General features: G+C 67.3%; 27 protein-coding genes and 1 other RNA gene. 17 read left to right on the forward strand and 11 right to left on the reverse strand.

Annotated features, from left to right (window positions below; genetic code table 11):
* Complete coding sequence (locus G6N36_RS01835; protein ID WP_163684460.1) at positions 1–966, forward strand: cobalamin biosynthesis protein; 966 nt, start codon at positions 1–3, stop codon at positions 964–966.
* Here G6N36_RS01835 and G6N36_RS01840 read toward each other — a convergent pair.
* Genes G6N36_RS01840 through G6N36_RS01850 form a run of 3 tightly spaced genes read right to left on the reverse strand, consistent with a single transcriptional unit; the run spans position 920 to position 2899 of the window.
* Complete coding sequence (locus G6N36_RS01840) at positions 920–1747, reverse strand: SURF1 family cytochrome oxidase biogenesis protein (RefSeq protein ID WP_163684462.1); 828 nt, start codon at positions 1745–1747, stop codon at positions 920–922. The genes G6N36_RS01835 and G6N36_RS01840 overlap by 47 nt on opposite strands.
* Positions 1747–2253: a low molecular weight protein-tyrosine-phosphatase gene (locus G6N36_RS01845; protein WP_163684464.1), complete on the reverse strand. Its 507-nt coding sequence runs from the start codon at positions 2251–2253 to the stop codon at positions 1747–1749. The genes G6N36_RS01840 and G6N36_RS01845 overlap by 1 nt, the downstream gene beginning before the upstream one ends.
* Positions 2246–2899: an HAD-IA family hydrolase gene (locus tag G6N36_RS01850; RefSeq protein WP_163684466.1), complete on the reverse strand. Its 654-nt coding sequence runs from the start codon at positions 2897–2899 to the stop codon at positions 2246–2248. Before G6N36_RS01850 ends, G6N36_RS01845 begins: the two co-directional genes overlap by 8 nt.
* A 37-nt stretch (positions 2900–2936) precedes the next feature.
* Here G6N36_RS01850 and cobC point away from each other — a divergent pair, with 37 nt between their 5' ends.
* The 5 genes from cobC to G6N36_RS01875 are packed head-to-tail and all read left to right on the forward strand — an operon-like array spanning position 2937 to position 7486.
* Positions 2937–3959, forward strand: coding sequence for an Rv2231c family histidinol phosphate aminotransferase CobC (gene cobC, locus G6N36_RS01855; protein WP_163684468.1), 1023 nt, complete (start codon positions 2937–2939; stop codon positions 3957–3959).
* A gap of 26 nt (positions 3960–3985) precedes the next feature.
* Entirely contained in the window at positions 3986–5128 is a 1143-nt protein-coding gene (locus G6N36_RS01860) for a Nif3-like dinuclear metal center hexameric protein (protein WP_163690312.1), read from the forward strand.
* The gene (locus tag G6N36_RS01865) at positions 5118–5855 is read left to right on the forward strand and encodes a zinc ribbon domain-containing protein (RefSeq protein ID WP_163684470.1); all 738 of its coding nucleotides are present in this window, start codon (positions 5118–5120) and stop codon (positions 5853–5855) included. The genes G6N36_RS01860 and G6N36_RS01865 overlap by 11 nt, the downstream gene beginning before the upstream one ends.
* Positions 5852–6940 (forward strand): bifunctional RNase H/acid phosphatase, encoded by a 1089-nt coding sequence (locus tag G6N36_RS01870; RefSeq protein WP_163684471.1) that lies wholly within the window; start codon positions 5852–5854, stop codon positions 6938–6940. The genes G6N36_RS01865 and G6N36_RS01870 overlap by 4 nt, the downstream gene beginning before the upstream one ends.
* A 60-nt stretch (positions 6941–7000) precedes the next feature.
* A complete protein-coding gene (locus tag G6N36_RS01875) occupies positions 7001–7486 on the forward strand; it encodes an SRPBCC family protein (RefSeq protein WP_163684473.1) in 486 nt (161 codons plus the stop codon).
* On the opposite strand, the gene G6N36_RS01880 is transcribed toward G6N36_RS01875, so the two are convergent.
* Positions 7483–8058, reverse strand: a complete 576-nt coding sequence (locus G6N36_RS01880) for a helix-turn-helix domain-containing protein (protein ID WP_163690313.1) — start codon at positions 8056–8058, stop codon at positions 7483–7485. The two genes, G6N36_RS01875 and G6N36_RS01880, sit on opposite strands and share 4 nt — an antisense overlap.
* 47 nt (positions 8059–8105) lie before the next feature.
* On the opposite strand from G6N36_RS01880, the gene G6N36_RS01885 reads away from it, so the two are divergent.
* Both G6N36_RS01885 and G6N36_RS01890 read left to right on the forward strand, forming a co-directional pair.
* Entirely contained in the window at positions 8106–9062 is a 957-nt protein-coding gene (locus G6N36_RS01885) for an NAD(P)/FAD-dependent oxidoreductase (RefSeq protein WP_163684475.1), read from the forward strand.
* A complete protein-coding gene (locus tag G6N36_RS01890) occupies positions 9049–9684 on the forward strand; it encodes a class I SAM-dependent methyltransferase (RefSeq protein WP_163684477.1) in 636 nt (211 codons plus the stop codon). The genes G6N36_RS01885 and G6N36_RS01890 overlap by 14 nt, the downstream gene beginning before the upstream one ends.
* Before the next feature lie 49 nt (positions 9685–9733).
* Here the strand turns inward: G6N36_RS01890 and G6N36_RS01895 are convergent, their stop codons facing one another.
* The 5 genes from G6N36_RS01895 to G6N36_RS01915 form a co-directional block, all read right to left on the reverse strand.
* On the reverse strand, positions 9734–10438 hold the full coding sequence (locus tag G6N36_RS01895; RefSeq protein WP_163684479.1) for a 2OG-Fe(II) oxygenase: 705 nt from the start codon (positions 10436–10438) through the stop codon (positions 9734–9736).
* Positions 10438–10950 (reverse strand): methylated-DNA--[protein]-cysteine S-methyltransferase, encoded by a 513-nt coding sequence (locus tag G6N36_RS01900; protein WP_163684481.1) that lies wholly within the window; start codon positions 10948–10950, stop codon positions 10438–10440. The genes G6N36_RS01895 and G6N36_RS01900 overlap by 1 nt, the downstream gene beginning before the upstream one ends.
* A 78-nt stretch (positions 10951–11028) precedes the next feature.
* Positions 11029–11547: a methyltransferase family protein gene (locus G6N36_RS01905; protein ID WP_163684483.1), complete on the reverse strand. Its 519-nt coding sequence runs from the start codon at positions 11545–11547 to the stop codon at positions 11029–11031.
* Complete coding sequence (locus G6N36_RS01910) at positions 11548–11985, reverse strand: VOC family protein (protein WP_163684485.1); 438 nt, start codon at positions 11983–11985, stop codon at positions 11548–11550.
* 10 nt (positions 11986–11995) lie between these two features.
* Positions 11996–12451, reverse strand: coding sequence for a helix-turn-helix transcriptional regulator (locus tag G6N36_RS01915; RefSeq protein ID WP_163684486.1), 456 nt, complete (start codon positions 12449–12451; stop codon positions 11996–11998).
* 21 nt (positions 12452–12472) lie between these two features.
* On the opposite strand from G6N36_RS01915, the gene rnpB reads away from it, so the two are divergent.
* From rnpB to G6N36_RS01930, 3 genes are all read left to right on the forward strand, one after another.
* Positions 12473–12871, forward strand: an RNA gene (gene rnpB / locus G6N36_RS01920) — RNase P RNA component class A.
* A 956-nt stretch (positions 12872–13827) separates the two neighbouring features.
* On the forward strand, positions 13828–14499 hold the full coding sequence (locus G6N36_RS01925; RefSeq protein ID WP_163684488.1) for a GntR family transcriptional regulator: 672 nt from the start codon (positions 13828–13830) through the stop codon (positions 14497–14499).
* Positions 14496–14702, forward strand: a complete 207-nt coding sequence (locus tag G6N36_RS01930; RefSeq protein ID WP_163684490.1) for a sigma-70 family RNA polymerase sigma factor — start codon at positions 14496–14498, stop codon at positions 14700–14702. The genes G6N36_RS01925 and G6N36_RS01930 overlap by 4 nt, the downstream gene beginning before the upstream one ends.
* Before the next feature lie 10 nt (positions 14703–14712).
* Here the strand turns inward: G6N36_RS01930 and G6N36_RS01935 are convergent, their stop codons facing one another.
* Positions 14713–16182, reverse strand: a complete 1470-nt coding sequence (locus tag G6N36_RS01935) for a CYTH and CHAD domain-containing protein (protein WP_163684492.1) — start codon at positions 16180–16182, stop codon at positions 14713–14715.
* An 85-nt stretch (positions 16183–16267) separates the two neighbouring features.
* Here G6N36_RS01935 and G6N36_RS01940 point away from each other — a divergent pair, with 85 nt between their 5' ends.
* On the forward strand, positions 16268–17047 hold the full coding sequence (locus G6N36_RS01940) for an enoyl-CoA hydratase/isomerase family protein (protein WP_163684494.1): 780 nt from the start codon (positions 16268–16270) through the stop codon (positions 17045–17047).
* Here the strand turns inward: G6N36_RS01940 and panB are convergent.
* Positions 17044–17880 (reverse strand): 3-methyl-2-oxobutanoate hydroxymethyltransferase, encoded by an 837-nt coding sequence (gene panB, locus G6N36_RS01945; RefSeq protein WP_163684496.1) that lies wholly within the window; start codon positions 17878–17880, stop codon positions 17044–17046. The genes G6N36_RS01940 and panB overlap by 4 nt on opposite strands.
* 157 nt (positions 17881–18037) lie before the next feature.
* On the opposite strand from panB, the gene G6N36_RS01950 reads away from it, so the two are divergent.
* The 5 genes from G6N36_RS01950 to G6N36_RS01970 all read left to right on the forward strand — a co-directional run bounded on the left by G6N36_RS01950 (position 18038) and on the right by G6N36_RS01970 (position 25876).
* Complete coding sequence (locus tag G6N36_RS01950; protein WP_163684497.1) at positions 18038–19429, forward strand: WS/DGAT/MGAT family O-acyltransferase; 1392 nt, start codon at positions 18038–18040, stop codon at positions 19427–19429.
* A 45-nt stretch (positions 19430–19474) separates the two neighbouring features.
* Positions 19475–20989, forward strand: coding sequence for an alpha/beta hydrolase (locus G6N36_RS01955; protein ID WP_179964695.1), 1515 nt, complete (start codon positions 19475–19477; stop codon positions 20987–20989).
* Positions 20977–21426, forward strand: coding sequence for a GNAT family N-acetyltransferase (locus G6N36_RS01960; RefSeq protein ID WP_235689950.1), 450 nt, complete (start codon positions 20977–20979; stop codon positions 21424–21426). Before G6N36_RS01955 ends, G6N36_RS01960 begins: the two co-directional genes overlap by 13 nt.
* Before the next feature lie 100 nt (positions 21427–21526).
* Positions 21527–22867, forward strand: coding sequence for a type I glutamate--ammonia ligase (gene glnA / locus G6N36_RS01965; RefSeq protein WP_163684502.1), 1341 nt, complete (start codon positions 21527–21529; stop codon positions 22865–22867).
* Between the two features lie 45 nt (positions 22868–22912).
* A complete protein-coding gene (locus tag G6N36_RS01970; RefSeq protein ID WP_163684504.1) occupies positions 22913–25876 on the forward strand; it encodes a bifunctional [glutamine synthetase] adenylyltransferase/[glutamine synthetase]-adenylyl-L-tyrosine phosphorylase in 2964 nt (987 codons plus the stop codon).
* Positions 25877–25887: the final 11 nt, after the last annotated feature.

The raw sequence follows: 25887 nt of genomic DNA on the forward strand, positions 1-25887 counted from the left end.
GTGTTTGCGCCACATGGCTGCGGCCGCGCCGCAGGGATCGCGGTGGGATGGTTGGCCGACCTGCTGTTCGGCGACCCCCGCCGGGGTCATCCGGTGGCGTTTTTCGGGCGCGGCGCAGCGGCTTTCGAGCGGCTGAGCTACGCCGACACCCGCGCCGCCGGCGCCGTCCACACCGCCGCTCTGCTCGGAACCCTCGGCGCGGCGGGCGTACTGATGGAGCGGGTGGCGGGGCGTGTGGGAGCGCCGGCGGCCATGGCCGCGGCGACTTTCGTGGCGCTGGGCGGGACGTCGTTGACGCGGGCCGGCAATCAGATGGCCGCCCACCTGGCTGTAGGTGACGTCGATGCCGCTCGGGCGCTCCTGCCGTCGCTCTGCGGACGCGATCCGTCGGTCCTCGACGCCGACGGCCTTGCCCGCGCGGCGTTGGAATCGGTCGCGGAGAACACCTCCGACGCGCAGGTGGCCCCGATCCTGTGGGGCGCCATTGGCGGGGTTCCCGCCATTCTGGTCTACCGCGGCGCCAACACGCTGGACGCGATGATCGGTCACCGCACACCGCGCTACAGCCGATTCGGTTGGGCCGCAGCTCGTTTCGACGACGCCGCCAACTTCGTCGCGGCCCGCGCCACCGCCGTGATGGTCGCGGCGTGCGCACCGGTGGTCGGCGGGTCACCGCTCGACGTGTGGCGGGCGTGGCGCCGCGACGCGGCACGTCATCCCAGTCCCAACGCCGGCGTCGTAGAGGCCGCCTTCGCCGGCGCGCTGGGCGTGCGGCTGGGCGGTCCGACCCAGTACGCCCACGAACTCGAGATTCGGCCGACGCTCGGCGACGGCCCGCCACCGCGGATCGCCGACCTCAGCCGCGCCGTCCGCTTGTCGCGCGCGGTTCAGATAGCGACCGCACTCCTCGCAGTGCTTCTCAGCGGCGTCGGCCGTAGCGATCGGCGAGCTTCGCCTCCGTCGTGACCGGTGCGTCCGGCGTGGCGTCCGCGGCTTCCTTGGCCGCCTTGTCCCGCCGACGCTGCAGGATCTCGGCGCGCACGAAGTAGCCGAGGCCGATCGGCGCGATGATCCCGAACGCAATCCATTGGATGCCGTACGACAGGAACGGACCGGCGTCGAGGTTGGGCAACCCAAGCACGCCCAGCCCGCCGGGCTGATCCTCGACCAGCTGCAGGTACGACCCCGCCAGCGGCACGCCGGTGAGCGTGGAGACCTGCTCGACGTTGATCGAATACACCTGCAGTGCACCGTCCTGGCGGAACGGCTCCCTGTCCCGCACCAGCCCTTCGGAGTCGCGCAACCGCGCGGTGATGCTCACCGTCCCCGCCGGCGGTGCGGAAATCGGCGGGACCTTCGACCCGCCCTCGGGGCGAACGTAACCGCGGTTGACGAGCACGGTCGGACCGCTGTCGACCGCGAAGGGCACCAGCACCTCGAACGCCGGCTCGCCCTCGATTGACCGCAACCGCGCCAGCACCTGCGCGTCGGGCAGGTACTTCCCGGTCGCGGTGACCCGGCGCCACTGGTCATCGGGCGCCGACGAATTCTGTTGCGGCAAAAGCGTTGTCACCGGCACCGGATCGGCGGTCACCGAGTGCGAGATCTGGTTGTTCTCCCGCGACGTCTTGGTGTTCTTGCCGAGCTGCCACGGCGCCAACACGGTGAAACACAGGTACGCGAACGCGACCACGACCACCGCCAGCGCCAGCCAGGACGGCTTGAACAAGAAGGTCCAGCGCTTCATCAGCTCGCGATTCCACGCGCGGAAAGCTGCTCGTCGACCCACTGATGCAGGCCGGGCAGAGACGCGTCGATCACGGAGAAGACGTCCTCGAAATCGTCGTGATCGCCGTAATAGGGGTCCTCGACGTCCAGCGCATGCGCCCCCGACCTCGGATCGAACGAGCGCAGCATCCGGACTCTGTCCGCATCGACGCCCATATCCGTCAGTATCCGCAGATGGTTGCGTCCCAGCGCGATGACGAGGTCGGCGGACAGATGGTCGTCGTCGATCTGTGCAGCACGGTGCGCCGAGGGGTATCCGTGCGCGCGAAGTACGTGACTGGCCCGGCGGTCAGCGGGCTCGCCCGCGTGCCAGCCGCCGGTACCCGCACTCGTCACCCGCACCGCACCCGTCAGACCACGCTCGCTGAGCTGGTGGGCGAACATCTTCTCCGCCATCGGCGAGCGACAGATGTTGCCCGAGCAGATGAAGGTGACGTGCAGCGGCGCGTCGGCTGACTCAGACACCGAGCACCGTCCGCAGCTCGTCCACGGTCGTGACCCGTGCGTGGGGGACGACGGCGTCGGGGCCCTCGAAGTCCGAGCGACCGTATCCCCAGGCAACCACCACGGTGTCGATGCCGTGCTCGGCGGCGCCCTCGACGTCGTGAGACCGGTCGCCGACCATCAGCACGCGGTCCGGCAGCGGCTCGAGCTGGGCCAACGCGCGTTTGACGACCTCGGACTTGGTGGCGCGCAAACCGTCGACGCTGGCGCCCGCGATGACCTCGAAATGCCCGTCGAGCCCGAAGTGGGTGAGGATCCGGACCGCCGTCGGCTCGGCCTTGGACGTCGCCACCGCCAGCCGAACTCCCGCGGTCCGCAGGTCGGCGAGCAGCGCGGGGATCCCGTCGAACGGGCGGTTCATCGCCCAACCCCGGTCAAGGTAGTCCTGCCGGTAGGCGGCGATCGCAGCGTCGGCCTGCTCACCGAGGCCCATGTCGCGCAGCGTGTGATGCATCGGCGGGCCGACGACCATGCCGGCCAGGTCGCCTTCGGGGGCGACGGCGCCCACGGCGTTTAGCGCATGACGGAAGCTCGCCACGATGCCCTGAGCCGAGTCGGTCAGGGTGCCGTCGAGGTCGAAGATCACCAATTGCGGGGACGCCGTCACAAACTCATTGTCCCCGACGGCCCACTAGTGTCGTGATGTGGCAAGCCAATCCCGCCCGGGAGCGCGCTATCACGGCGACCAGGCCGCAGGTCCGGGCATGCTGGACTTCGCCGTCAACGTCCGCGCTGACGTGCCGCCGTCGTGGCTGGTCGATCGGCTCACGGCGCGGATGGCCGACCTGGGCAGGTATCCCAGCGCCGCCGATGAGCAGCGTGCCCGCGCCGCCGTCGCCGCCAGGCACGGCCGCGAGACCGCCGAGGTGGCCCTGCTGGCCGGGGGCGCCGAAGGGTTCGCGCTGTTGCCCGCCCTGCAGCCACAGTCCGCGGCGCTGATCGCGCCGTCGTTCACCGAGCCCGAGGCCGTCCTCGCCGCGGCCGGTGTGCCATTCGAACACGTCGTGCTCGGCCCGCCCTACCAGCTCGCCGAGGCGGCCGTGCCCGACCATGCCGATCTCGTCATCGTCGGAAATCCGACCAACCCGACGTCGGTGCTGCATTTGCGCGAGCAGATGGCCGCGCTGCGCAGACCGGGCCGGATCGTGGTCGTCGACGAGGCGTTTGCGGACTCGGTGCCCGGTGAGGCGGAGTCTTTGGCGGCCGTACCGCTCCCGGATGTGGTGGTGCTGCGCAGCCTCACCAAGACATGGGCGCTGGCCGGCCTACGGGTGGGCTATGCGCTCGGACCCGCCGACCTGCTCGATCGGATGACCGCGCGACGCCCGCACTGGCCGCTGGGTACGCTGCAGCTCGAGGCGATCGCCGCCTGCAGCGCACCGCACGCCGTGGCCGAGGCCGAACGTGGCGCACAACGCCTGCACCGCCTGCGCGCAGAGATGGTCGACGGGCTGACTAGCATCGGCTTAGATGTCGTCGACGGATGCGCTCCCTTTGTCCTCTTCGCCGTCGAGGACGCTGAACTGATGCGAAAACACCTCGACGGCAAGGGCATTGCGGTGCGCCGGTGCGACACCTTCGTGGGACTGAAGGGCCAGTTCCTGCGTGCGGCGGTGCGGCCCGAGTGGCCGGTCCTGGTCGAGGCGATGGCCGAGGTGATCCGGTGAGCGCCCGGAGCCGCTCGGCCGGCGACATCAGACCACGGCTGTCCGACATCATCGACGTTCTCGAGACGGCCTACCCGCCGAACCTGGCCCAGGACTGGGATTCGGTGGGTTTGGTCTGCGGCGACCCGTCGGAGATCGTCGAGACGGTCACGGTCGCCGTGGACGCCACCGCCGCCGTCGTCGCCGAGGTGCCCGACCGGGGACTGCTGCTCGCGCATCATCCGCTGCTGTTGCGCGGGGTCGACACCGTCGCCGCCGACACCGCCAAAGGTGCGCTGCTGCACCAGATGATCCGTACCGGCCGGGCCCTGTTCACCGCGCACACCAACGCCGACGCGGCATCGCCTGGAGTATCGGACGCCCTGGCCGCCGCGCTGGGCCTGACGGTCGAAGAAGTCTTGGCGCCCATCCCGGCCGGGGCGGGCCTGGACAAGTGGGTGGTCTTCGTCCCCACCGAAAGCCCCGAAAACGCCGACGCGGTAAGGGAAGCGATGTTCGCCGCCGGCGCCGGACACATCGGCGACTACTCGCACTGCAGCTGGACCGCGACGGGTATCGGCCAATTCCTACCGCACGACGGTGCGACGCCGGCGATCGGCGCCGTCGGGATGATTGAGCGGGTGCCCGAGGAGCGCGTGGAGATGATCGCGCCGTCGCGGATTCGCGGCCGAGTGCTGGCGGCGATGCGCACGGCGCACCCGTACGAGGAGCCCGCGTTCGACGTCTTCGAGCTGGCACCCCTGCCGGGCGACGTCGGGTTGGGCCGGGTGGGCGCGCTGGCGCGGCCGGAGCCGTTGTCGGCCTTCGTGGCACGGGTGCACGACGCCCTGCCAGGCACGTCGTGGGGGATTCGCGCCTCCGGCGATCCCGAGGCGACGGTGTCGCGGGTGGCGGTCTGCGGCGGTGCAGGCGACTCCCTGCTCGACACCGTCGCGCGCGCCGAAGTGCAGGCCTTTGTGACCGCAGACCTTCGGCACCATCCCGCCGACGAGCACCGGCGGGCATCCGAGGTGGCGCTCATCGACGTCGCGCACTGGGCGAGCGAATACCCGTGGTGCACACAGGCCGCCGACCTGCTGCGAGACCGTTTCGGCGAAGCGTTACCCGTGCGGGTGTCAGCGGTTCGTACTGACCCTTGGAACGTGGAGAGAACGAGGCATGAAAGCTGAAGTGATTCAACAACGTTCGCTGCTCGAACTGGCCGAGCTGGACGCCGAACGAGGCCGTATCGAACATCGCGCGGGCCACCTCGCCGAGTTGCAACGGCTCGAAACCATCCAGGCGACGCACCGCGAAGCCAACGACCGGCTCGCCGTACTGCAGATCGCGCTCGACGACCTCAACGAGCAGGTGAGCAAGTTCGAGGCCGAGATCGACTCGGTCCGCCAGCGAGAGGATCGCGACCGCAAGCTGCTGGACTCGGGGGCCACAGATGCCAAACAGCTCACCGAGTTACAGCACGAACTGGAGACACTCGAGCGCAGGCAGGCCTCGCTGGAGGACTCGCTGCTGGAGATCATGGAGCGCCGCGAGGAGCTGCAGGGCGAGCAGGCCGCCGAGTTGACGAAGATCGACGAGCTGCAGAAGGACCTCGGGGAGGCGCAGCGAGCGTGCGACGAGGCGCGCGGTGAACTCGACCGCCAACGCGACCAATCACTTTCGCGGCGCGACGAACTCGTCGCCGGCCTGGACCCCGACCTGGTGGCGCTGTACGAGCGTCAGCGCACCCGCGGCGGCGCGGGAGCCGGGTTGCTTCAGGGCGGCCGGTGCGGCGCATGCCGCATCGAGATCGACCGTGGCGAACTGGCCAGGATCTCCGCCGCCGCGGACGACGAAGTGCTGCGGTGCCCCGAGTGTGGAGCGATTCTGTTGCGGGTCAAGGGGACCAGCGCGTGAAGGTTGTCGTCGAAGCCGACGGGGGATCGCGCGGCAACCCCGGCCCGGCTGGCTACGGTGCGGTCGTGTGGACCGCTGATCACAACACGGTGCTCGCCGAGCGCAAACAGGCGATCGGCCGTGCCACCAACAACGTCGCCGAGTACAGCGGGTTGATCGCCGGTTTGGAGGAGGCCGCGGACCTGGGTGCCTCCGAGGTCGACGTGAACATGGACTCCAAGCTGGTCGTGGAGCAGATGTCGGGACGCTGGAAGGTCAAGCATCCGGACATGGTGCCGCTGCATCAGGAGGCCACCGCGCTGTCGACGCGATTCGACCGCGTCACCTACACCTGGGTTCCGCGGGAGAAGAACAGCCATGCCGACCGCTTGGCGAACGAGGCGATGGATGCGGCGGCCGAACTGGAAACGTCCACGGCGGAACCGAAAACGGAGCAGGTCACCAACCCCGCCGGCTGGACGGGTGCGCGGGGTGCGCCGACCCGGTTCCTCCTGCTGCGACACGGGCAGACCGAACTGTCGGTGGAACGTAGGTATTCGGGCCGCGGCAACCCGGCGCTGACGGAACTCGGCCGTCGCCAGGCCGACGCGGCCGCGCAGTTCCTGGGCGACAGGGGCGGCATCTCGGCCGTGATCACCTCGCCGCTGCAGCGTGCGCACGACACCGCCGATGCAGCGGCCAAAGCGCTGGGCCTCGACGTCAGCGTCGACGCCGACCTGATCGAGACGGACTTCGGCGGCTGGGAGGGGCTGACGTTCGGCGAAGCGGCCGAACGTGATCCGGCGCTGCACAAGCGCTGGCTGCGCGACACCAGTGTGGCGCCGCCCGACGGGGAGAGCTTCGACGCCGCGGCTGAGCGGGTCGGCAGGGCGCGGGCGCGCATCATCTCCGAGCATCCGGGGGAGACGGTGCTGGTGGTGTCGCACGTGACGCCCATCAAGACGCTGCTGCGCATGGCGCTGGATGCGGGCCCGAGCGTCCTGTACCGCATGCATCTAGACCTGGCGTCGCTATCGATCGCCGAGTTCTACCCCGACGGTGCGGCCTCGGTGCGGCTGGTCAACCAGACGGCCTACCTGGGATAGGTGACGGCCGGTCGGACGTTCTGGCGATGAGTTTCTGAGCCGCCACCGGTCGGTACGGACATGACTGAGGAAACGATGAAATCGACGCGTGCGGTATATGCGCCTGCCGCAACCGTGTTCGACGTGCTGGCCGACCCGAACACTCATCACGCGATCGACGGCACCGGTTGGGTCCGAGAGTCGCTCGACGGCAAGCGGCTGACCGAAGTGGGCCAGGTCTTCCGGATGGCGATGTACCACTCGAACTACGGGGGAATGCACTACGAGATCGCGAATCGAGTCGAGGTCTTCGAGCCGCCGCACGCGATCGCATGGCTTCCGGGCCAACGCACCGACGACGGCAACCTCGACTTCGGCGGCTGGATCTGGCGCTACGACCTCGAGTCGGTCGCCGACGACCGGACGGAGGTCACGCTGACGTATGACTGGTCGGCGGTGCCGCAGGCCATTCGCGAAGAGATCGGGTTCCCGCCATTCGACCGGCAGCACCTCGACAACTCGCTCAAGCACCTCGCCGAGCTGGCACAAGATCGGGTGAGCCGTTAGCCGTGTAGATGCAGCCGTTCGCCGTGTACGCCGAAAATCGTGATGGCCTCCGCGGGCCCGTCGACAACTCCGAACCAATGCGGGGTCCATGTCGAGAACTCCACGGCTTCACCGGGTTTGACGATGAAATCGCGCTCGCCGAGGATCAGCCGTACCTGACCGGACAGCACGTACATCCACTCCTGGCCCTCGTGCACGGGCAGCTCGGGAGGCGGCGTACGTCGGCGCGCGCTGATGCGGATCTTGTACGCGTGGAGTCCGCCTGCGGCGGCTTGACGGGTCAGCGGCCAGTAGGTGACGCCGTGGCTGGTGTGCGAGTTCGCCCGCACCCGTGGATCTTCGGCTTCGGGCGCCCTCAGTAGTTCGTCGGTGCTCACCGTGAGTGCGGCGGCGAGGCGGGGGAGATGGTCAAGAGCCAGCCGCCTTTTACCGGATTCCAGACGACTCAGGGTCGACACGTCGATGCTCGACCGGCTCGCAACCTCTTCGAGGGTGAGGCCGCGCTGCATCCGCAGATCGCGCAGACGCTTGCGCACCCGCAGATCGACACTCTCTTCGTCATTTGCCTGCATGGCAAGAAAGCTTGGCACTTCTGTCATGGCGCCTGCAAGGTGGAGTCATGGACGACATCTGGGACTGCATCATCGTCGGAGGCGGTGCGGCCGGCCTGAGTGCTGGATTGGTGCTCGGACGGGCTCGCCGCCGCACTCTGCTGGTCGATGCCGGAGCGCAGAGCAATCTGCCTGCTCACGGCATCGGCGGCCTGCTCGGACACGACGGACGGAGCCCGGCCGAGCTATACGAGATCGGGCGGCATGAGCTGTCGGCATATCCGAGTGTCGAGGTGCGCAGCGGCGAGGTGGTGACCGGCGAACGGGCGGACAGCGATTTCGTCCTGCAGCTGGCCGACGGCACGCGCGAGCGCACCCGACGCGTACTGCTTGCCACCGGCATGGAGTACCGCCCACCGGAGTTGCCCGGACTGGCGCAGCTGTGGGGCGGATCGGCGTTCCACTGCCCGTTCTGCCACGGCTGGGAGATGCGGGACCAACCGCTGGCCGTCCTGGCGCGCGGTCCGCGTGCGGTCCATTCGGCGCTCCTGCTGCGCGGCTGGAGCGACGACATCGTCGTGCTGACCGACGGGCCCGACGGTCTGGAGAATGACGACCGCGTCCGGCTGGCCGATGCGAACATCGCCATCGACGAGCGACGCGTGGCCGAACTGCACTCCGAGAACGGCGAATTGAGCGCCGTCGTGTTCACCGACGGAACCCGATTGGCGCGCAAGGGTTTACTCGTCGCCACCACCCTGCATCAGCGCTCGACGCTGGCCGACCAGTTGGGGGCCGAGCCCGCCGACCCGACCCCCGTCGCTCAGAACCCGATCGCGGTGGACGGCTTCTACCGGACGACGACGCCCGGGGTGTTCGCCGCAGGCGACCTGAGCGTGCAGATGCCACAGGTGGCGGCCGCGATCGCGAGCGGCTCACACGCAGCCGCGGCAGTAGTGCAGAGTTTGATGGCGGACGAATACGGTCTGGCCGTTCCTGAAGGGAGACAACGTGTCAACGCCTGACGCCAAGGAGCACTGGGAGCAGCACTACAGCGAACGCGACCGAGTGTGGAGCGGACGGGTCAACCTCCGCCTCGCCGAGGTGGTTCCCGGACTGCCGATCGGTCGAGCACTCGACCTCGGCTGCGGCGAGGGAGCGGACTCGGTGTGGCTGGCAGAGCGTGGCTGGGATGTGGTCGCCGTGGATATCTCGGATACCGCGCTGCAGCGGGCTCGTTCAGCAGCCGAGACGCGCGGCGTGCTGGACCGGATCGACTTCCAGCAACACGACCTGTCAGAGACATTTCCGGACGGTGAGTTCGACCTGGTGAGTGCCCACTTCTTGCACTCCACCCTGCCGCTGGACCGTACCCGCATCTTCCAGCGGGCGGCCGAAGCCCTGAAACCGGGCGGCACGCTGCTGATCGTGGACCACAGCGCCCCTCCGCCGGGCGACTCGAAGCTCGATCAGCACCGCCATATCTTCCTGAGTCCGGAGGAGGTCGTCGCCTCGCTGAATCTCTCAGCTGCGGAGTGGGAGCCGGCGCAGACGAAAGTGGTGGAGCGAGAGGTGAACTGGCCCGACAGGGAGCCCTTCATCTGGCACGACAACGTGATCGTGCTGCGGCGGCGGCCAGCGGGCTAGACGCTCGATCCACTCGTGATGCGGACGGGCGGGCACCGCGCTGCATCTCTCACGCCGCGTCGTGGAACACCAGGCCGAGCGTGAATCGCCGGCCTGATCGGACCGTCGAGACGCCGTGCCGGACCGGCGCCGCCGACCAGCCGCGCGCCGATCGGACCGGTCGCTCCCGGGTGGTGAACACGAACCCGTGACCGCGTGGCAGCCGTATGGAGGTGCCACGCGACTGGGCCCGGGGGCGCTGCTCGACGAGCAGGAATTCGCCGCCGGTGTGGTCGACGCCCGGCTCGCTCAGGTTGATCACCACCTGCAGTGGAAAGACCAACTCGCCGTAGAGGTCTCGATGCAGCGCGTTCCAGTCTCCCGCGCCGTACTTGAGCAGTATCGCGGTCGACTTCGTTTGGCCGGCCGCGTGGCACATGTCGAGCCAGTCGTCGAGGGTGTCCGGCCACGGGGATGGGCGGCCGAGCTTGGCCCACCAGTCTCGCGCGATCGGCAACAGCCGCGGGTACAGCGCCTGCTTGAGTGCCTCGATCGGCGCGGGGTAAGGCTGGTGGAAGTACCGGTACTCACCCTCGCCGAACCGGTATCTGCGCATGTCGATGGTCGAGCGGAACATGCGGTCGTCGGGGTAGTGCCGCGTGATCGCCTCAGCCTCGGCATCGGTGAGCAGCCGGGGTAGCAACGCTCCGCCGAAGTCGTTGAGCTCCGCGGTGATCGCGTCCCAATCACCCGAGTCGACCCGCTTCCGATGCATCAGAACAGCCTCGCCGCCTTGACGTCGGCGGTCTCCTCGAGCTCGAGAAGGAACTGCTTGCGCTTCAACCCGCCCGCGTAGCCCGTGAGCTGACCGTTGCTTCCGACCACACGGTGGCAGGGGATGACGATGCACAACGGATTGCGGCCGACCGCTTGGCCGACTTCCTGCGGCGTCGTTCCGTCGGCAAGAGCAGTGGCGAACTCCCCGTAGGTGACGGTGCCGCCGAAGGGGATGTCGGACACCATTTTCCAGACGCGCAGCTGACGTTGGTCGCCGTCTGGGTTGACAGGCAGGTCGAAGTCGGTCCGGTCTCCCGCGAGGTAATCCGTCAATTGGACCTCGGCCTCGGCAAGCAGGACATCGGTGTCAACGTCGACCCGCGCTCCGAACGTGGATGGGTCGGGGCGGTGCCAGTGATGCCGGAAGTAGACGCCGATGAGGGCGTTGCCGTCGGCGACCAGGCTGAGCTCGCCCAGCCGGCTGTCGATGATGCAATGTCGAGTGTTCATACCTTGTAGACGGCGCGGGTCGGCGAGATGTGAGATTCGGGCCTCTAGTGTGCGCTGAGATCGCGATGTGGACCGTTTTCAGCGGATTTTGCGATCTGGCTGCACACTAGGCCGCCACGGCGTCAGGCGTGGAGTCCATGCGGGCACATTGCGCCGGTACTCCTCGTACTGCTCGCCGTAGGTGCGCACCAGCGTCGGTTCCTCGTACCAGTGCACGAATGACGCCGTCACAAGCCACCCGATCACCGCGTAGACCACCAACCACAGGCTGTCGAAGAGCAGCGCCTGACCCAGGATCGCGGTCAACAGGCCGACGTACATCGGGTTCCGGACGAAGCGATTGAACCCTCCGACGACGAGTCGTTCCGTCGGCGCGACGGGCATCGGCGTCCCGCCTGCCTTGGCGAACTGGACGAATGCGTGAATGGGCGGGATCAGGCCTGCGACGACGAACACCGCCCCGAGCGCCAGGCGTAAGGGCGGGCTGGACTCGGGGATCTCCCAGCGGGTGATCAGCCACGGGCCCAGCCCGACGAACGTGCCGGGCGCCACGACGAAGAACGCCGCCGAACCCAGTGCTGCGGTAGTGGTTCGCACTTAGACAGTATTGGCGGGCGGCGGCGCTAATTGGGTCAATCGCACGCTGTTGCCGGACGGATCACGAAATCCGGAGTCGATGCCGTATGGCATCTGATGTGGCGGTTCGGTGAATTCGACGCCACGAGCACTCATCTCGTCGTAGTCGGACTGGATGTCTTCGGTCGTCAGGAACACGGTGCCGGCGAAGCCTTTGGCGGTGAGCTCCTGCACCTGTTTGCGCGTGACCTCATCCATCACAGGTTCGCCGGGGACCGCCATCAACACGATCGACACGTCGTCCTGGCCCGGCGGACCGACCGTCAGCCACCGAAACGAGTTGTCCATATCGGGCAGCGAAACATCTTGGCGCACTTCCATTCCGACGTTCTCGGTCCAGAATTTCAGTGCGACGTCCTGGTCGTGTACCCACAGGTGGGCGCTTGCAACTTTGATCATGCGAACGACGCTACGGTCGGTCGCCGTCGCCCGTCTTCTCCCCGTGTGCTGTCTTGCGCACGCGGCTGTCGGCGGGCGGCCGGGTGTCGCGCGCGAGGATGCAACTGGGCACTCGCGCGTAGATCGCTGCCGGCGGCATGCTGGCCCGATACGCCGCGGGAGGCATGCCGTACACCCGCGAGAAGCTGGTGGTGAACGACCCGACGCTTTGCAGTCCCACCATCACGCAGATGTCGGCCACCGAGCGGTCGGTGTGGCGCAGCAATGACGCCGCGCGCTCCAGACGCCTGGTCTGCAGATATGCCCGGGGAGACTCCCCGAACGTCCGGGTGAACATCCGGCTGAAATGGGCCCGCGACAGTCCCGCCGCGGCGGCGAGGTCGTCGACGGTGATGGGATCCGCATAGCGTGCGTCGACCAGATCCTTGGCCCTCAGGAGATAACGGGCCGGGGGAACCTGGGACATGAGCTAAGTTTATTGCGCGGATGAGTTGGCCGGGCGGCCGCGGATCATCGCGAGATGATTCGAGGAAAGTCCGGACTTCGCAGAGCAGGGTGATTGCTAACAGCAATCCGAGGTGACTCGCGGGAAAGTGCCACAGAAAACAGACCGCCGCCCTCGAGGCGGTAAGGGTGAAACGGTGCGGTAAGAGCGCACCAGCATTCCGGGTGACCGGAGTGGCTAGGCAAACCCCACCCGAAGCAAGGCCAAGAAGGCCGCACCTGGTGCGGCCGCGCAGGCGTCCGAGGGCTGCTCGCCCGAGCCTGCGGGTAGGCCGCTTGAGGCACCCGGCAACGGTGTGTCCAGATGGATGGTCGCCGCCTCACCGCCGTGATCACTCGCGGCGGTGCGGAACAGAATCCGGCTTACAGGCCAACTCATCCGCCCCGGCCCCTTGAACAGCATGTTCAGCCACTCGGAGTCGCCGCCGTCCGCAATGCGTCCGCAGTAAGTCCACGTACCGAATCAACCGCGTCGCGGGTCCGGTCGTCCGAATCACGCGGAGCACCTCGCTAAGAGAGCATCGAAACATGAAACCGGCCCCGCCCACTACGAGAGTGTGGGCGGGGCCGAACAATAGGTAGGACGTCAATCAGGCCGGGTGGTTCCTCTAGTAAGTTCAGCGTGCCTTACCCGCGGGATAGCTAATTGTTGCCGCTCTAACTGACAACTCTGGCTTGGACGCGATGGTCGCTGCCCTGCTTGTTCGAGAACATTTTCTCGACAACGCCGGCCCCGCATGGGTCGCGTATAACCGAGGGGAAGACCCATGATTCTGCGAATTACGAAGAGACTCAACAGCATTACGCTGGTCGCGCTTCTGGTTGGCGTCGCCTTTGCGTCTGTTCCGACGGCGGCCGCCGCGTTTGACAACGAGGCATATTGGAAGTGCATGCATGAAATTCCTGGGCCATGGGACCATCGCAATGACTACTGTTGCCTCATCCAAGGCGGCGACATCGTCATAGGGGCGCTTAATGGCTGTCGAGCGCCCCAATCAGTGTCGAATCCCGGACAGACGAACCCCTCAACTAAGCCCCGCGTACCCGGTGCTCCCGGACCTATCACAGCGCCACCGATGGAGAACCCGGGCCAACCCACCGACCCGGCCGAGCCTGCGACCATCCCAGTCCCCGAACGGTCCTAACGAAAGGGACCGCTTGACGTAGGTCGGCCCGCCAACGCCGCGACGTGCGAATACACAACACGCCCAACGCAGCTACTCGCGGCAAACGCCCAGATTGCAGAATCCGGCTTACAGGCCAACCCATCCTCTTTCCCTGCTTCCTCACAGCCAGCGTCTGTATACAAGAATTCAAGATCGTAGACAGGACAACGCTATGGCATCCGAAAGTTCCGCAGCACGCATAGCCTCACAGCTCAGGGCCGAGATCCTGCACGGGGACGTCGTGCCCGGCGCCAAGCTCGCCCAGGTCGGCCTCGCCGAAAGGTTCGGCGTCAGCCGGATTCCGGTGCGCGACGCGTTGGCGCTACTCGCCGGCGAAGGCCTGGTGGAGCCGCTGTCCAACGCCACCGCGATCGTCACCCGCATGTCGATCGAGGAATTGCAGGAGCTGTACGACCTGCGGCTGTCGATCGAGCCGAAGACCACCGCGATCGCGGTCCCTCACGTCGGCCGCGCCGAGATCATCTACATGCGAAAGCAGCTGGCGATCATGTCGGAGCCAACCGATGCGCGCACCTGGCTCGCGGCCAACACCGAATTCCACGCCGCGGTCTACCGACGGTCCAACCGCCCGCGCACGATCGAACTGATCGAGCACCTGCGGCGCTTGACCGATCGCTACGTGTACCTGCACCTCGAGGTGATCGGTCAGACCGGGCACATCGGTAGCGAGCATGCGGAGATACTGGCCGCCGTCGAACGCGGGGATGCCGCCACCACGGCGCGTCTCACCGGCGACCACCTCGTGAAGGCGCACGACCACATACTCGACTACCTCGTCGACCATCCCTCGGCGCTCGACCCGCACACGGTGCTCTCACCATGACCGACGGCAGGGTGGTTCGACAGGCTATGGCGATGCTGTCGATTTCGCACCGCGCGCTCATCTACCGGGCGTACTTCCTCGGGCGCACCACCGCGCAGATCGCCTCCGAGGACTGCACCACAGAACCCATCGTCCGTACCGAGTTGCACGACGCGATGCTCGAGCTGCGCCGCCTTCTGCGCGGAGCCCACGCAGCGGTCTGAGTCACCACTCCTAGCGAACGGACTTGCCCAGCTTCTTCAGTGCGGCGCCGAGGCTCTCCTCGGCCCGGCGTGCGACTTCGGCTTCAAGCTGATAGAGCACCCCGTAGGTGAAGGTGTCCTCGCCGGCGGCGTGCGCGACGGCGGCCTCCTTGCTGAGGTGATCCCGGCTGACGACGCTGTCCTGGTGATCGCCGAGCAACGACTGAATGGCCTTCGCGCGGTCGGACACCTTGTCGTCACCCGTCGCCGACGCTGTATACCGAAGTCGTTTGGCGCGCTTACGGATTCGGTGCAAGGCTTCGTCCCGCTCGGTGTCGGACTCGGCGGTGTGCGCTGCCTTGGCTGCCTTGCGGACCTTCTTGTACGCGGCGTCGATGGTCAGCGTTGTGGGTTCTTCGTCACCGGGCCGGGGCGGTGGCGGGGCAGTGGCCACCAACGCCTCGAGAGCATCGAGCAGCCGGAAGTAGCGATCGGAGCGCATCGCGATCAGCGACCGCCGGTGCCCCGCGGAGTAGCGCTTCTTCGCGCCGTCGACCAGTCGCTCGCGCACCGGACCGCGGATCAATTCCGCGGGCAGTTCGTCGAGTGCTTTCTCGTACTTCTCGGCGAGCACCTCGGCGTCGCGCGCCACACCCAGCACGGCTGCCAGCTGGCGCAGTTCGTCGAGGATCCAGGCGTCGTCGGTGATCCCGAACGCGTCCTCGGACGACTGCAGCAGGCTGCGGATCTTGCGCGTCGTGACCCGCATCTGGTGCACGGAGTCGTAGACGTCGGCGCGAACCGCCCGATCCCACTCCAGCAACTCGTCGACATGTCCGGCGACCGCCCGGTGGATCGGGTCGTCGGGCAGCTCCGACGGCTCGGACTCGGCCGTCGATTCGAGTACCCTGGCCAGCTTGGAACCGTGGCCGGCGGGTACCGCGCCGGCATCCAGCAGCCTGTTCGCGAGACGCTCCAACAGTTCTCGGTCGCCGCCCTCTGCGAGCTCGAGCTCCCATTCGCGCCACCGTTGTTCCGCGCCGTCCAGCCCGGCGGAGGCCGTGACCTGGTCGTCACAGAACTCCGCGAGCGCCACGCCGTCACGTCCGTAGAGCATGTCGACGGTGCGCTCGGTCGAGATCCGCGCCACGGGAGCCAACGGGCGGTCCCGCACGATGGCCAACACGACGTCGCGCAGCGCCTCCGGCACGTCGTCACCAGAGCTGTCCAGCGGCTCCCGCACCTCGGTGCGGGCGTCGGCACCAGCGGGCAACTTGAGGTGCCATCCGGCGTCGGAGCCGCCGGTGCGCCGACGCAACGTGATGCGGTGCGCGGCCAGGTCGCGGTCAGGGGTGTCGAAGTAGACGGCGTCGAGTTGCTGCACAGGAGAACGCTTCACCGACGCGACCGCTGAGAGCCCGTCGAATGACGGGGACACGGTGGAGTCGACGACGTCGAACTTGCGCTCGACCTCCAGATAGTTCGAAGTGGAATTGCCCATGGTGCGGGCAAGACTGCCACATTCAGGTAAACGAGCAGCCTGGGGGAGCGGCCGGGCAGCTCGACAGCGGCGATAAAGTCCAGGGGTGACCGACTATGAAACCCTCGAATTCGAGCCGTCCGGTGCCATCACCCGGATCACCCTGAACCGGCCCGACGCCGCAAATGGAATGAACAACACCATGACTCGCGAGCTCGCCGATGCCGCACGGCGCTGCGACACCGCGGCGACGAAGGTGGTCGTGCTCACCGGTTCGGGTCGGTTCTTCTGCGCCGGAGGCGATCTGAAGTCCTTTGCACCCGCGCCCGACCGGGGCCTGCACATCAAGGGTGTCGCGAACGACCTGCATCGCGCGATCTCGAGCTTCTCGCGGATGGACGCCGTGCTCATCACCGCGGTCAACGGCACCGCCGCCGGAGCGGGCTTCTCGATTGCGGTGACGGGCGATCTCGTCCTCGCCGCGGAGTCGGCGTCGTTCACGATGGCCTACACCAAGGTGGGACTATCGCCGGACGGCAGCTCCTCATACTTCCTGCCGCGTCTCATCGGTATCGCCAAGACCAAGGAACTGATGCTGACCAACCGCACTCTCTCGGCCCAGGACGCCGCGCAGTGGGGTCTGGTCACCGAGGTGGTGCCCGACGATCAACTGGCCGCCCGTGCCGACGCGCTGGCCGAGAAAATGGCGGCCACCTGCGCCGGGTCCAACGGCTCCGTGAAGGCACTGATGCTGTCGACGTTCAACAGCGGTCTCGAGGAGCAGATGGAATTCGAGAGCCGGCTGATCGCCGAGCGCGCCAACTCCGCCGACGGCCGCGAAGGCGTCGACGCCTTCATGGCCAAGCGGAAGCCGGAGTTCTCCTAGAAGGAGTGCTCTTCGGCGGGGAACGTCCCGCTGGCGACCTCGTCGGCGTACTGCGTTGCGGCGCGGCTCAATTCGGCACCCACATCGCCGAAATGTTTGACGAACCTGGCGGTCTTACCGCTCGTCATGCCGGCCATGTCCTGCCACACCAGCACCTGCGCATCGCAGTTGGGTCCGGCTCCGATGCCGATGGTGGGGATGGTCAGCTTGCCGGTGATCTGAGTCGCCAGCTCAGCGGGAACCATCTCGAGCACCACGGCGATGGCCCCCGCTTCCTGCACGGCGATCGCGTCGTGGACGGTCTGCTCGGCGCCGTCGCCGCGGCCCTGGACGCGGAAGCCGCCCAGGCTGTTGACGCTCTGCGGGGTGAATCCGATGTGCGCGACCACGGGGATGCCGGCCTGAGTCAGCGTCGCGATCTGATCGGCGACGCGCTCGCCACCCTCCAGTTTGACCGCACCCGCGCCGGTCTCCTTCATGAACCGGGTGGCGGTCGCAAGGGCCTGCTGCGGGCCTGCCTCATAGCTGCCGAACGGCAGGTCGGCGACCACCAGTGCGTGCGAAGCGCCGCGGACCACGCCGCGGACCAGCGGGATGAGCTCGTCGGGGGTCACCGGCACCGTGGTGTCATAGCCGTAAACCACGTTGGCCGCCGAATCGCCGACCAGCAGGACGGGAATGCCTGCATCGTCGAAAATACGGGCGGTAGAGAAGTCGTAGGCCGTCAGCATGGCCCACTTGTGGCCTTCTGACTTCCACTTCTGCAGGTGAAGGGTTCTTATTTTGGTCCGCGGCTTATCCGCCGCAGCGCCATAGACAGTCTGCTCAGACATCGTTGTCCCTCACGGGTTGGTCGGGTCGATCCTCGAGGCCCATCGGGGTCCCCGGGTTCGTCTGACCTGTTCAGTCTGCCACTTCGGGCGCCGAAGTTGAAAGGCGCGTTGAGTGGATTTCCTCACACCGGGCTCAGCCCGGCCTAACATCGGCGGCATGCAACGGTTAAGCGGACTCGACGCCAGTTTCCTCTATCTCGAGACCGCGCAGCAACCGCTGCATGTGTGTTCGATCCTCGAGTTGGACACGTCGACCATGCCGGGCGGGTACACCTTCGACCGTTTCCGCGACGCGTTCGACCTGAGGATCAAGGCGATGCCGCAATTCCGGGAGAAGCTCGCCGACAGCCGGTTCAACCTCGACCATCCGGTGTGGGTGGAGGACAGGGATTTTGACGTCGACCGGCACCTGCACCGAATCGGTCTGCCTGTCCCGGGCGGTCGCCGCGAATTGGCTGAGATCTGTGGGCACATCGCCTCGTTGCAACTCGACCGCAGCCGGCCGCTGTGGGAGAAGTGGGTCATCGAGAACGTCGGGGGCACCGACCCGCAGAACGGTGGACGCATCGTCGTGATGACGAAGGTCCACCACTCCGGCGTCGACGGGGTCTCGGGGGCCAACCTGATGTCGCAGCTGTGCAGCACCGAAGCCGATGCTCCGCCTCCCGACCCGGTGGATGGTTCTGGCGACGCGAGTTCCCTGGAGATCGCGGTGTCCGGCGCGGTCAAGTACGCCACTCGGCCGCTCAAGTTGATCAATGCGCTGCCGTCGACCCTGTCGACTGTCGTGGACACCGCCCGCCGGGCCCGCGGGGGCAACGCCATGACGGCCCCGTTCGTCGCTCCCAAGACCGCCTGGAACAGCAACGTCACCGGACATCGCAACGTCGCGTTCGCGCAGCTGGACCTCGAGGACATCAAGACCGTCAAGAACCACTTCGGGGTCAAGGTCAATGACGTGGTGATGGCGCTGGTGTCCGGTGTGCTGCGCAAATTCCTCGACGATCGCGGTGAGTTGCCGGAGAATTCGTTGGTCGCGATGGTGCCGGTGTCGGTGCACGACAAGTCGGACCGGCCCGGTCGCAACCAGGTGTCGGGCATGTTCTCCAAGCTGGAGACTCACATCGAGGATCCGGCGGAGCGGTTGAAATCCATCGCCGACTCGAATTCGGTTGCCAAACAACACAGTTCGGCGATCGGGGCGACCCTGCTACAGGACTGGACCCAGTTCGCGGCACCCGCGGTGTTCGGTGTCGCGATGCGGGTCTACGCGGCCAGCCGGCTGAGCGGGGCCAGGCCGGTGCACAACCTCGTCGTCTCCAACGTCCCCGGCCCACAGGTTCCGCTCTACTACCTGGGCTGCGAGGTGGACGCCATGTACCCGCTGGGGCCGATCTTCCACGGCTCCGGACTCAACATCACGGTGATGTCGTTGACCGGGAAATTGGACGTCGGGATCGTGTCATGCCCGGAGTTGCTGCCCGATCTGTGGGACATGGCTGACGATTTCCAGGCCGCGCTCGACGAGCTGCTGAGCGCCACGCGATAGCCGCCTAGCCAGCGCGGATGTGCGGTCATGGCAGCATGTGGTGCCATGAGCCTGAAGATCGGCGTCCAAGTGACGGCGTTGATGTTGCTGGTCGCCGGTTGCACGAACCTGGTCGAGGGCCGCGGCGTGGTCGCCGTGCCCCCGCCGGGATCGCCGATCGAGTGGGGGGAGTGCGAGAACTCGTCCTCCGACGGTGAGCCGGCGCCCGTCGGTGCCGAGTGCGGCAGGTTGTCTGTTCCGGTGAACTGGGCCGAGCCTGAGGGCGAGGTCGCGCGCCTGGCGATGATCCGGTTCAGGGCGACCGGAGACAAGATCGGCTCCCTGATCGTCAACCCCGGCGGTCCTGGCGAGTCGGGTGTCGCGGCGGCGACCAGCATGGTCGGGCTGCTGCCCGACAGCGTCCGCCAACGATTCGATCTGGTCGGCTTCGACCCGCGCGGCGTCGCGGCGTCCACGCCCGCGGTCTGGTGCAACTCCGACGCGGACAACGACCGGCTCCGCGCCGACCCGCAGGTGGACTACACGCCCGAGGGTGTCGAGCACATCGAGTCCGAAACCAAGGCGTTCGTGCAGCGCTGCGTCGACAAGATGGGCGACGAATTCCTCGCCAACGTCGGAACTGCCAGCGTCGTCAAGGATCTCGACGCGATGCGGCAGGCTCTCGGCGACGAGAAGCTGAACTATCTGGGCTACTCGTATGGCACCCGCATCGGCGCGCTGTACGCGGAGGCCTATCCGGACAACGTGCGCGCGATGATCCTCGACGGCGCCATCGACCCCAACGCCGATCCCACCGAGGCCAACATCCGCCAGGCCAAGGCATTCCAGACCGCCTTCGATGATTACGCCGCCGACTGCGCCGAGAACGCGGACTGCCCGCTGGGCACCGATCCGGCCAAGGCGGTCGACGTCTACCGCAGCATGGTCGACCCGCTGGTGGAGAACCCGTTGAAGACGCGTGATCCGCGCGGGCTGAGCTACTCCGACGCGATCGTCGGCACCATCCTGCCGCTGTACTCGCCGAATCTGTGGCGCCACCTCACCCAGGCCCTCAAGGAGATCAAGGACGGGGAGGGCGACACGATGCTGGCGCTGGCCGATCTTTACATGGGCCGCGACGAGAACGGCCACTACAACAACTCGACCGACGTACGCGTCGCGGTCAACTGCGTCGACAAGCCGGCGGTGACGGACCGCGCCAAGGCCGTCGAGGAGGACCGGCGGGCTCGTGAAGCGGCGCCGTTCATGAGCTATGGCGAGTTCACCGGGCACGCTCCGCTGGGCACGTGTGCGTTCTGGCCCGTCCCTCCGACGACGGAACCGCACGAGATCAACGTCGACGGGCTGCCGCCGATCCTGGTGATCTCGACGACCAACGACCCCGCCACCCCGTACGAGGCGGGCGTCGACCTGGCGCGTCAGCTGGGGGGCACGCTGCTGACCTACGAAGGCACGCAGCACACCGTGGCATTTCAGGGCGACGACTGCGTCGACGAGATCGCCGCCCGCTACCTGATCGACGTCACGGTCCCACCGCCCGACACCCGATGCAGCAGCTGAGCATCACCGGTGTCACGGCTTCGGACGTGCCGGAGCTGTTACCGATGATGCGCGGCTACTGCGACTTCTATCGCGTGGATCCGTCCGATGAGCGCCTGCTGGCCCTGTCGAACGCACTGATCGACCACCCCGACGAGGGCGTGCAGCTGATCGCGCGCGGCGACGGAACACCGCTGGGGTTCGCGACGATCTACTGGACCTGGCAGACGTTGTACGCCGCTCGCATCGGTGTGCTCAACGATCTGTACGTGGAGTCGGCGGCCCGTGGCACCGGCACGGGCCGGGCGCTGATCGAGCGGGGTCTGCAGCTGTGCCGCGACCGCGGTGCCGAGAAGTTGGTGTGGGAGACGGCCCCTGACAATGCGACGGCGCGACGGCTCTACGACGGAATCGGCGCGGCGAAGTCGACGTGGCTGAGCTACGAACTCGACGCCTGACCGCACGCACCGCTAGGTGAAGCCGCCCGTTTTACCTGCTCTTCGCGCAAGCTCGCATCGCCGTAACACAGATTTAACAGCCGGTGCATACCCTGCGGACATGGACCGGCAGAAGGAATTCGTGCTGCGCACGCTGGAAGAACGCGATATCCGCTTCGTCCGGTTGTGGTTCACCGATGTGCTCGGATACCTCAAATCGGTCGCCATCGCGCCCGCCGAACTCGAAGGCGCGTTCGAGGAGGGCATCGGCTTCGACGGTTCGGCGATCGAGGGCTTCGCCCGGGTTTCCGAGGCCGACATGGTGGCGCGGCCCGACCCGTCCACGTTCCAGGTGCTGCCGTGGACGTCCAGTGCGGGCGACCACCACTCGGCGCGCATGTTCTGCGACATCACGATGCCCGACGGTTCGCCGTCGTGGGCGGACTCCCGCCACGTCCTGCGCCGCCAGCTGTCCAAGGCCAGCGACCTCGGCTTCTCCTGCTACGTGCACCCCGAGATCGAGTTCTTCCTCCTCAAGCCGGGTGAGTACGACGGCAGCGTGCCCGTCCCCGCCGACAACGGCGGCTACTTCGACCAGGCCGTGCACGACGCCGCGCCGAACTTCCGCCGCCACGCCATCGACGCACTCGAGCAGATGGGCATCTCGGTGGAGTTCAGTCACCACGAGGGCGCCCCGGGCCAGCAGGAGATCGACCTGCGTTACGCCGATGCGCTGTCGATGGCCGACAACGTGATGACTTTCCGATACGTCGTCAAGGAGGTCGCGCTCGGCGACGGTGTGCGGGCCACGTTCATGCCCAAGCCCTACTCCGAACATCCCGGCTCGGCGATGCACACCCACATGAGCTTGTTCGAGGGCGAGAACAACGCCTTCCACAGCCCCGATGACGTGTTGCAGCTTTCCGATGTCGCCAAGTCGTTCATCGCGGGCATCCTCGAACACGCCAATGAGATCAGCGCCGTCACCAATCAGTGGGTGAACTCCTACAAGCGGCTCGTCCACGGCGGCGAGGCGCCGACCGCGGCGAGCTGGGGAGCGGCCAACCGGTCGGCGCTCGTGCGGGTTCCGATGTACACCCCGCGCAAGGCATCATCGCGCCGCGTCGAGGTGCGCAGCCCCGACTCGGCGTGCAACCCGTATCTGACCTTCGCCGTCCTGCTCGCCGCGGGGCTGCGCGGCATCGAGAAAAACTACGTTTTGGGCCCCCAGGCCGAGGACAACGTGTGGAACCTCACCCCCGAGGAACGCCGCGCGATGGGCTACAAGGAGCTGCCGGGCAGCCTCGGTGTGGCGCTCACCGAGATGGAGAGCTCTGAACTGGTCGCAGAAGCGTTGGGGGAGCACGTGTTCGACTACTTCCTGCGCAACAAGCGCGCCGAGTGGGAGAACTACCGCAGCCACGTCACGCCGTTCGAGCTCAAGACCTATTTGTCGCTGTAGACGTCTGTAATCCAGCCCCTGGAGCTGGTGCGCTAACGTCGAGCCGTGGCCAAACCTGCGACGCAGCGACCCAAGCTGCCCAGCGTGGGACGCCTTGGGCTGGTCGAACCCTCGGCGCCCGCCGACCTCGATCGGTTGGGTTGGAACACCGATTCCCACGTCGAGTTGTTGTGGTCGTTGTCGCGCGCACCCGACGCCGATACCGCGCTCGCCGCGATGGTCCGTTTGGTCGACGCATTGGGCGACGAATGGAGCGAACTCAACAAGCAACTGCTGACCGACCGCGGTCTGCGCGGCCGGCTGTTCAGCGTGCTCGGGTCGTCGCTGACGCTCGGCGACCACCTTGTCGCCCACCCCGAGAGCTGGAAGCTGTTGGCCGGACGGGTGACGTTGCCGACGGCCGAGGAGTTGCGCACAACCTTCCGCGATCTCGCCGAAAAGGCAACGGATGCAAGGGATGCGCTGCAACCGCTGCAAAGCCTGTACCGCGACCGGCTGCTGGTGCTTTCGGGTCTGGACCTGGCTTCGACCGTGGAAAACGAAGCCGTCCTGCCGTTCACGACCGTCGGTGAGCATCTGTCTGACCTCGCCGACGCGGCGCTCGGCGCAGCGTTGACCGTCGCGCACAAGTCGGTGGGCGGCGAGATGCCACGGTTGGCCGTCATCGCGATGGGCAAGTGCGGTGCGCGGGAGCTGAACTACGTCAGTGATGTCGACGTGATCTTTGTCGTAGGGGGAGCGGCCGACTCCGAACTCGCGGTCGCGACCCGGGTGGCGGGCGAGATGATGCGCTTCGCCGGTGACGCGTTCTTCGAAGTGGACGCCGCGCTGCGTCCCGAGGGCAAACGCGGCCAGTTGGTCCGCACGCTCGACTCTCACGTCGCCTACTACCAGCGCTGGGCCAAGACGTGGGAGTTCCAGGCGTTGATGAAGGCGCGGCCCGCCGTCGGTGACGCCGAGCTCGGCAAGCAGTACATCGACGCGTTGATGCCGATGGTGTGGACGGCATGCGAGCGGGAGGACTTCGTTCCCGAGGTGCAGGCGATGCGCCGTCGCGTCATCGACAACGTGCCCGCGGGCATGCGCGCCCGCGAGATCAAACTCGGGCCCGGCGGACTGCGCGACGTCGAGTTCGCGGTCCAGCTGCTGCAGCTGGTGCACGGCCGCCACGACGAATCGCTTCATGTGGCGTCGACGGTCAACGCGCTGGCCGCGCTCGGCAACGGCGGCTACATCGGCCGCGACGACACCGCGAACCTGACCGCGTCTTACGAGTTCCTGCGGCTGCTCGAACACCGCCTGCAGCTGCAGCGGCTCAAGCGCACGCACATCCTCCCCGACGATGACGACGACGAGGCGCTGCGCTGGCTGGCGAGGGCCGCACACATCCGCCCCGACGGCACCCACGATGCTCTCGGCGTGCTGCGTGAAGAGCTGAAGCGGCAGAACATGCGGGTATCGCGGCTGCACGCCAAGCTCTTCTATCAGCCGTTGCTGGAATCGGTTGGCGCCTTCGGGATTCCGGAGGGACTCAGTGCCGACGCCGCCGAGCGTCAGCTGGCCGCGCTCGGCTATGAGGGGCCGCAAAGCGCGCTGACCCATCTGCGGGCGCTGACGGGCGAGGGCGGCCGCCGCGGACAGGTGCAGCGGGTGTTGCTGCCGACCCTGCTGGACTGGCTCTCGGATACGCCCGACCCCGACGCCGGTCTGCTGTCGTACCGACGGATCAGCGAGTCGCTGTCCGACGAGCGGTGGTACCTGTCGACGCTTCGCGACGAGGGTGCGGTGGCCAAGCGGCTGATGCATGTGCTGGGCACCTCGGCGTATGTGCCCGAACTGCTGATGAGGGCCCCCGAGGTGATCCAGCTCTATGCTGACGGGCCCAACGGACCCAAGCTGTGTGAAGTCGAGCCAGAGGGAGTCGCCCGAGCGCTTGTCGCCTCGGCGGGGCGCCATGCCGACCCGGTGCGGGCCATCGCCGCCGCGCGCACCCTGCGCAGGCGCGAACTGGCCCGCATCGCGTCGGCCGACCTGCTGGGCATGCTCGAGGTGACCGACGTGTGCCAGGCGCTGACGTCGGTGTGGGTGGCCGTACTGCAGGCCGCGCTGGAGGCCGTGATCCGGGACAACACGGGCGAGGACGGCGCGCCCGCGCGCATCGCCGTGATCGGCATGGGCCGTCTCGGTGGCGCCGAACTGGGCTACGGGTCGGACGCCGACGTGATGTTCGTGTGTGAACCGAACGCGGGCTTCGAGGACTCGGTCGCGGTCAAGTGGGCCGTCTCGGTGGCGGAGAAGGTGCGCACGCTGCTCGGCACGCCGTCCGCGGATCCGCCGTTGGAGGTCGACGCCAACCTGCGACCCGAGGGCCGCAGCGGTCCGTTGGTGCGAACGCTTGCCTCGTATGAGGCCTACTACGAGAAGTACGTTCAGACGTGGGAGGTGCAGGCGCTGCTGCGCGCGCACCGGGTGGCCGGCGATCCCGAACTGGGCGAGCGCTTCCTGTTGATGATCGACAAGACGCGGTATCCCGCCGGCGGTGTTTCGCAGCAGGCGGTCCAGGAGATCCGGCGCATCAAGGCGCGCGTCGATGCCGAACGGCTGCCGCGCGGCGCCGACCCGAATACGCACACCAAGCTCGGCCGCGGCGGACTCGCCGACATCGAGTGGACAGTGCAGCTGATCCAGCTGCGGCATGCGCATAAAATTCCTGCGCTGCACTGCACTTCGACGCTCGAAGCCCTGAACGCGATCGGCGCGGCCGAGCTGATCGCCGAGGGCGATGTCGAACTCCTCCGGCAGGCCTGGCTGACCGCGACGCGGGCGCGAAATGCGCTGGTGTTGGTGCGCGGGAAGGCGACCGATCAGCTTCCGGGGCCGGGACGTCAGCTCAATGCGGTGGCGCTGGCCGCCGGCTGGGAGACCGACGACGGCGGCGAGTTCCTCGACAACTACCTGCGAGTCACGCGTAGGGCAAAAGCGGTGGTACGAAAGATCTTCGGTGAGTAGAAGGTACAGCG

Origin of the sequence: Mycolicibacterium gadium (genome assembly GCF_010728925.1) — a bacterium.
Taxonomy (GTDB): domain Bacteria; phylum Actinomycetota; class Actinomycetes; order Mycobacteriales; family Mycobacteriaceae; genus Mycobacterium; species Mycobacterium gadium.

Coding starts and splice junctions, on each gene's coding strand:
- G6N36_RS01840 (WP_163684462.1), bottom strand. CDS start 1,747: ATGAAGCGCTGGACCTTCTTGTTCAAGCCGTCCTGGCTGGCGCTGGCG.
- G6N36_RS01865 (WP_163684470.1), top strand. CDS start 5,118: ATGAAAGCTGAAGTGATTCAACAACGTTCGCTGCTCGAACTGGCCGAG.
- G6N36_RS01875 (WP_163684473.1), top strand. CDS start 7,001: ATGACTGAGGAAACGATGAAATCGACGCGTGCGGTATATGCGCCTGCC.
- G6N36_RS01880 (WP_163690313.1), bottom strand. CDS start 8,058: ATGCAGGCAAATGACGAAGAGAGTGTCGATCTGCGGGTGCGCAAGCGT.
- G6N36_RS01885 (WP_163684475.1), top strand. CDS start 8,106: ATGGACGACATCTGGGACTGCATCATCGTCGGAGGCGGTGCGGCCGGC.
- G6N36_RS01895 (WP_163684479.1), bottom strand. CDS start 10,438: ATGCATCGGAAGCGGGTCGACTCGGGTGATTGGGACGCGATCACCGCG.
- G6N36_RS01900 (WP_163684481.1), bottom strand. CDS start 10,950: ATGAACACTCGACATTGCATCATCGACAGCCGGCTGGGCGAGCTCAGC.
- G6N36_RS01910 (WP_163684485.1), bottom strand. CDS start 11,985: ATGATCAAAGTTGCAAGCGCCCACCTGTGGGTACACGACCAGGACGTC.
- G6N36_RS01915 (WP_163684486.1), bottom strand. CDS start 12,451: ATGTCCCAGGTTCCCCCGGCCCGTTATCTCCTGAGGGCCAAGGATCTG.
- G6N36_RS01925 (WP_163684488.1), top strand. CDS start 13,828: ATGGCATCCGAAAGTTCCGCAGCACGCATAGCCTCACAGCTCAGGGCC.
- G6N36_RS01930 (WP_163684490.1), top strand. CDS start 14,496: ATGACCGACGGCAGGGTGGTTCGACAGGCTATGGCGATGCTGTCGATT.
- G6N36_RS01935 (WP_163684492.1), bottom strand. CDS start 16,182: ATGGGCAATTCCACTTCGAACTATCTGGAGGTCGAGCGCAAGTTCGAC.
- panB (WP_163684496.1), bottom strand. CDS start 17,880: ATGTCTGAGCAGACTGTCTATGGCGCTGCGGCGGATAAGCCGCGGACC.
- G6N36_RS01950 (WP_163684497.1), top strand. CDS start 18,038: ATGCAACGGTTAAGCGGACTCGACGCCAGTTTCCTCTATCTCGAGACC.
- G6N36_RS01955 (WP_179964695.1), top strand. CDS start 19,475: ATGAGCCTGAAGATCGGCGTCCAAGTGACGGCGTTGATGTTGCTGGTC.
- G6N36_RS01960 (WP_235689950.1), top strand. CDS start 20,977: ATGCAGCAGCTGAGCATCACCGGTGTCACGGCTTCGGACGTGCCGGAG.
- glnA (WP_163684502.1), top strand. CDS start 21,527: ATGGACCGGCAGAAGGAATTCGTGCTGCGCACGCTGGAAGAACGCGAT.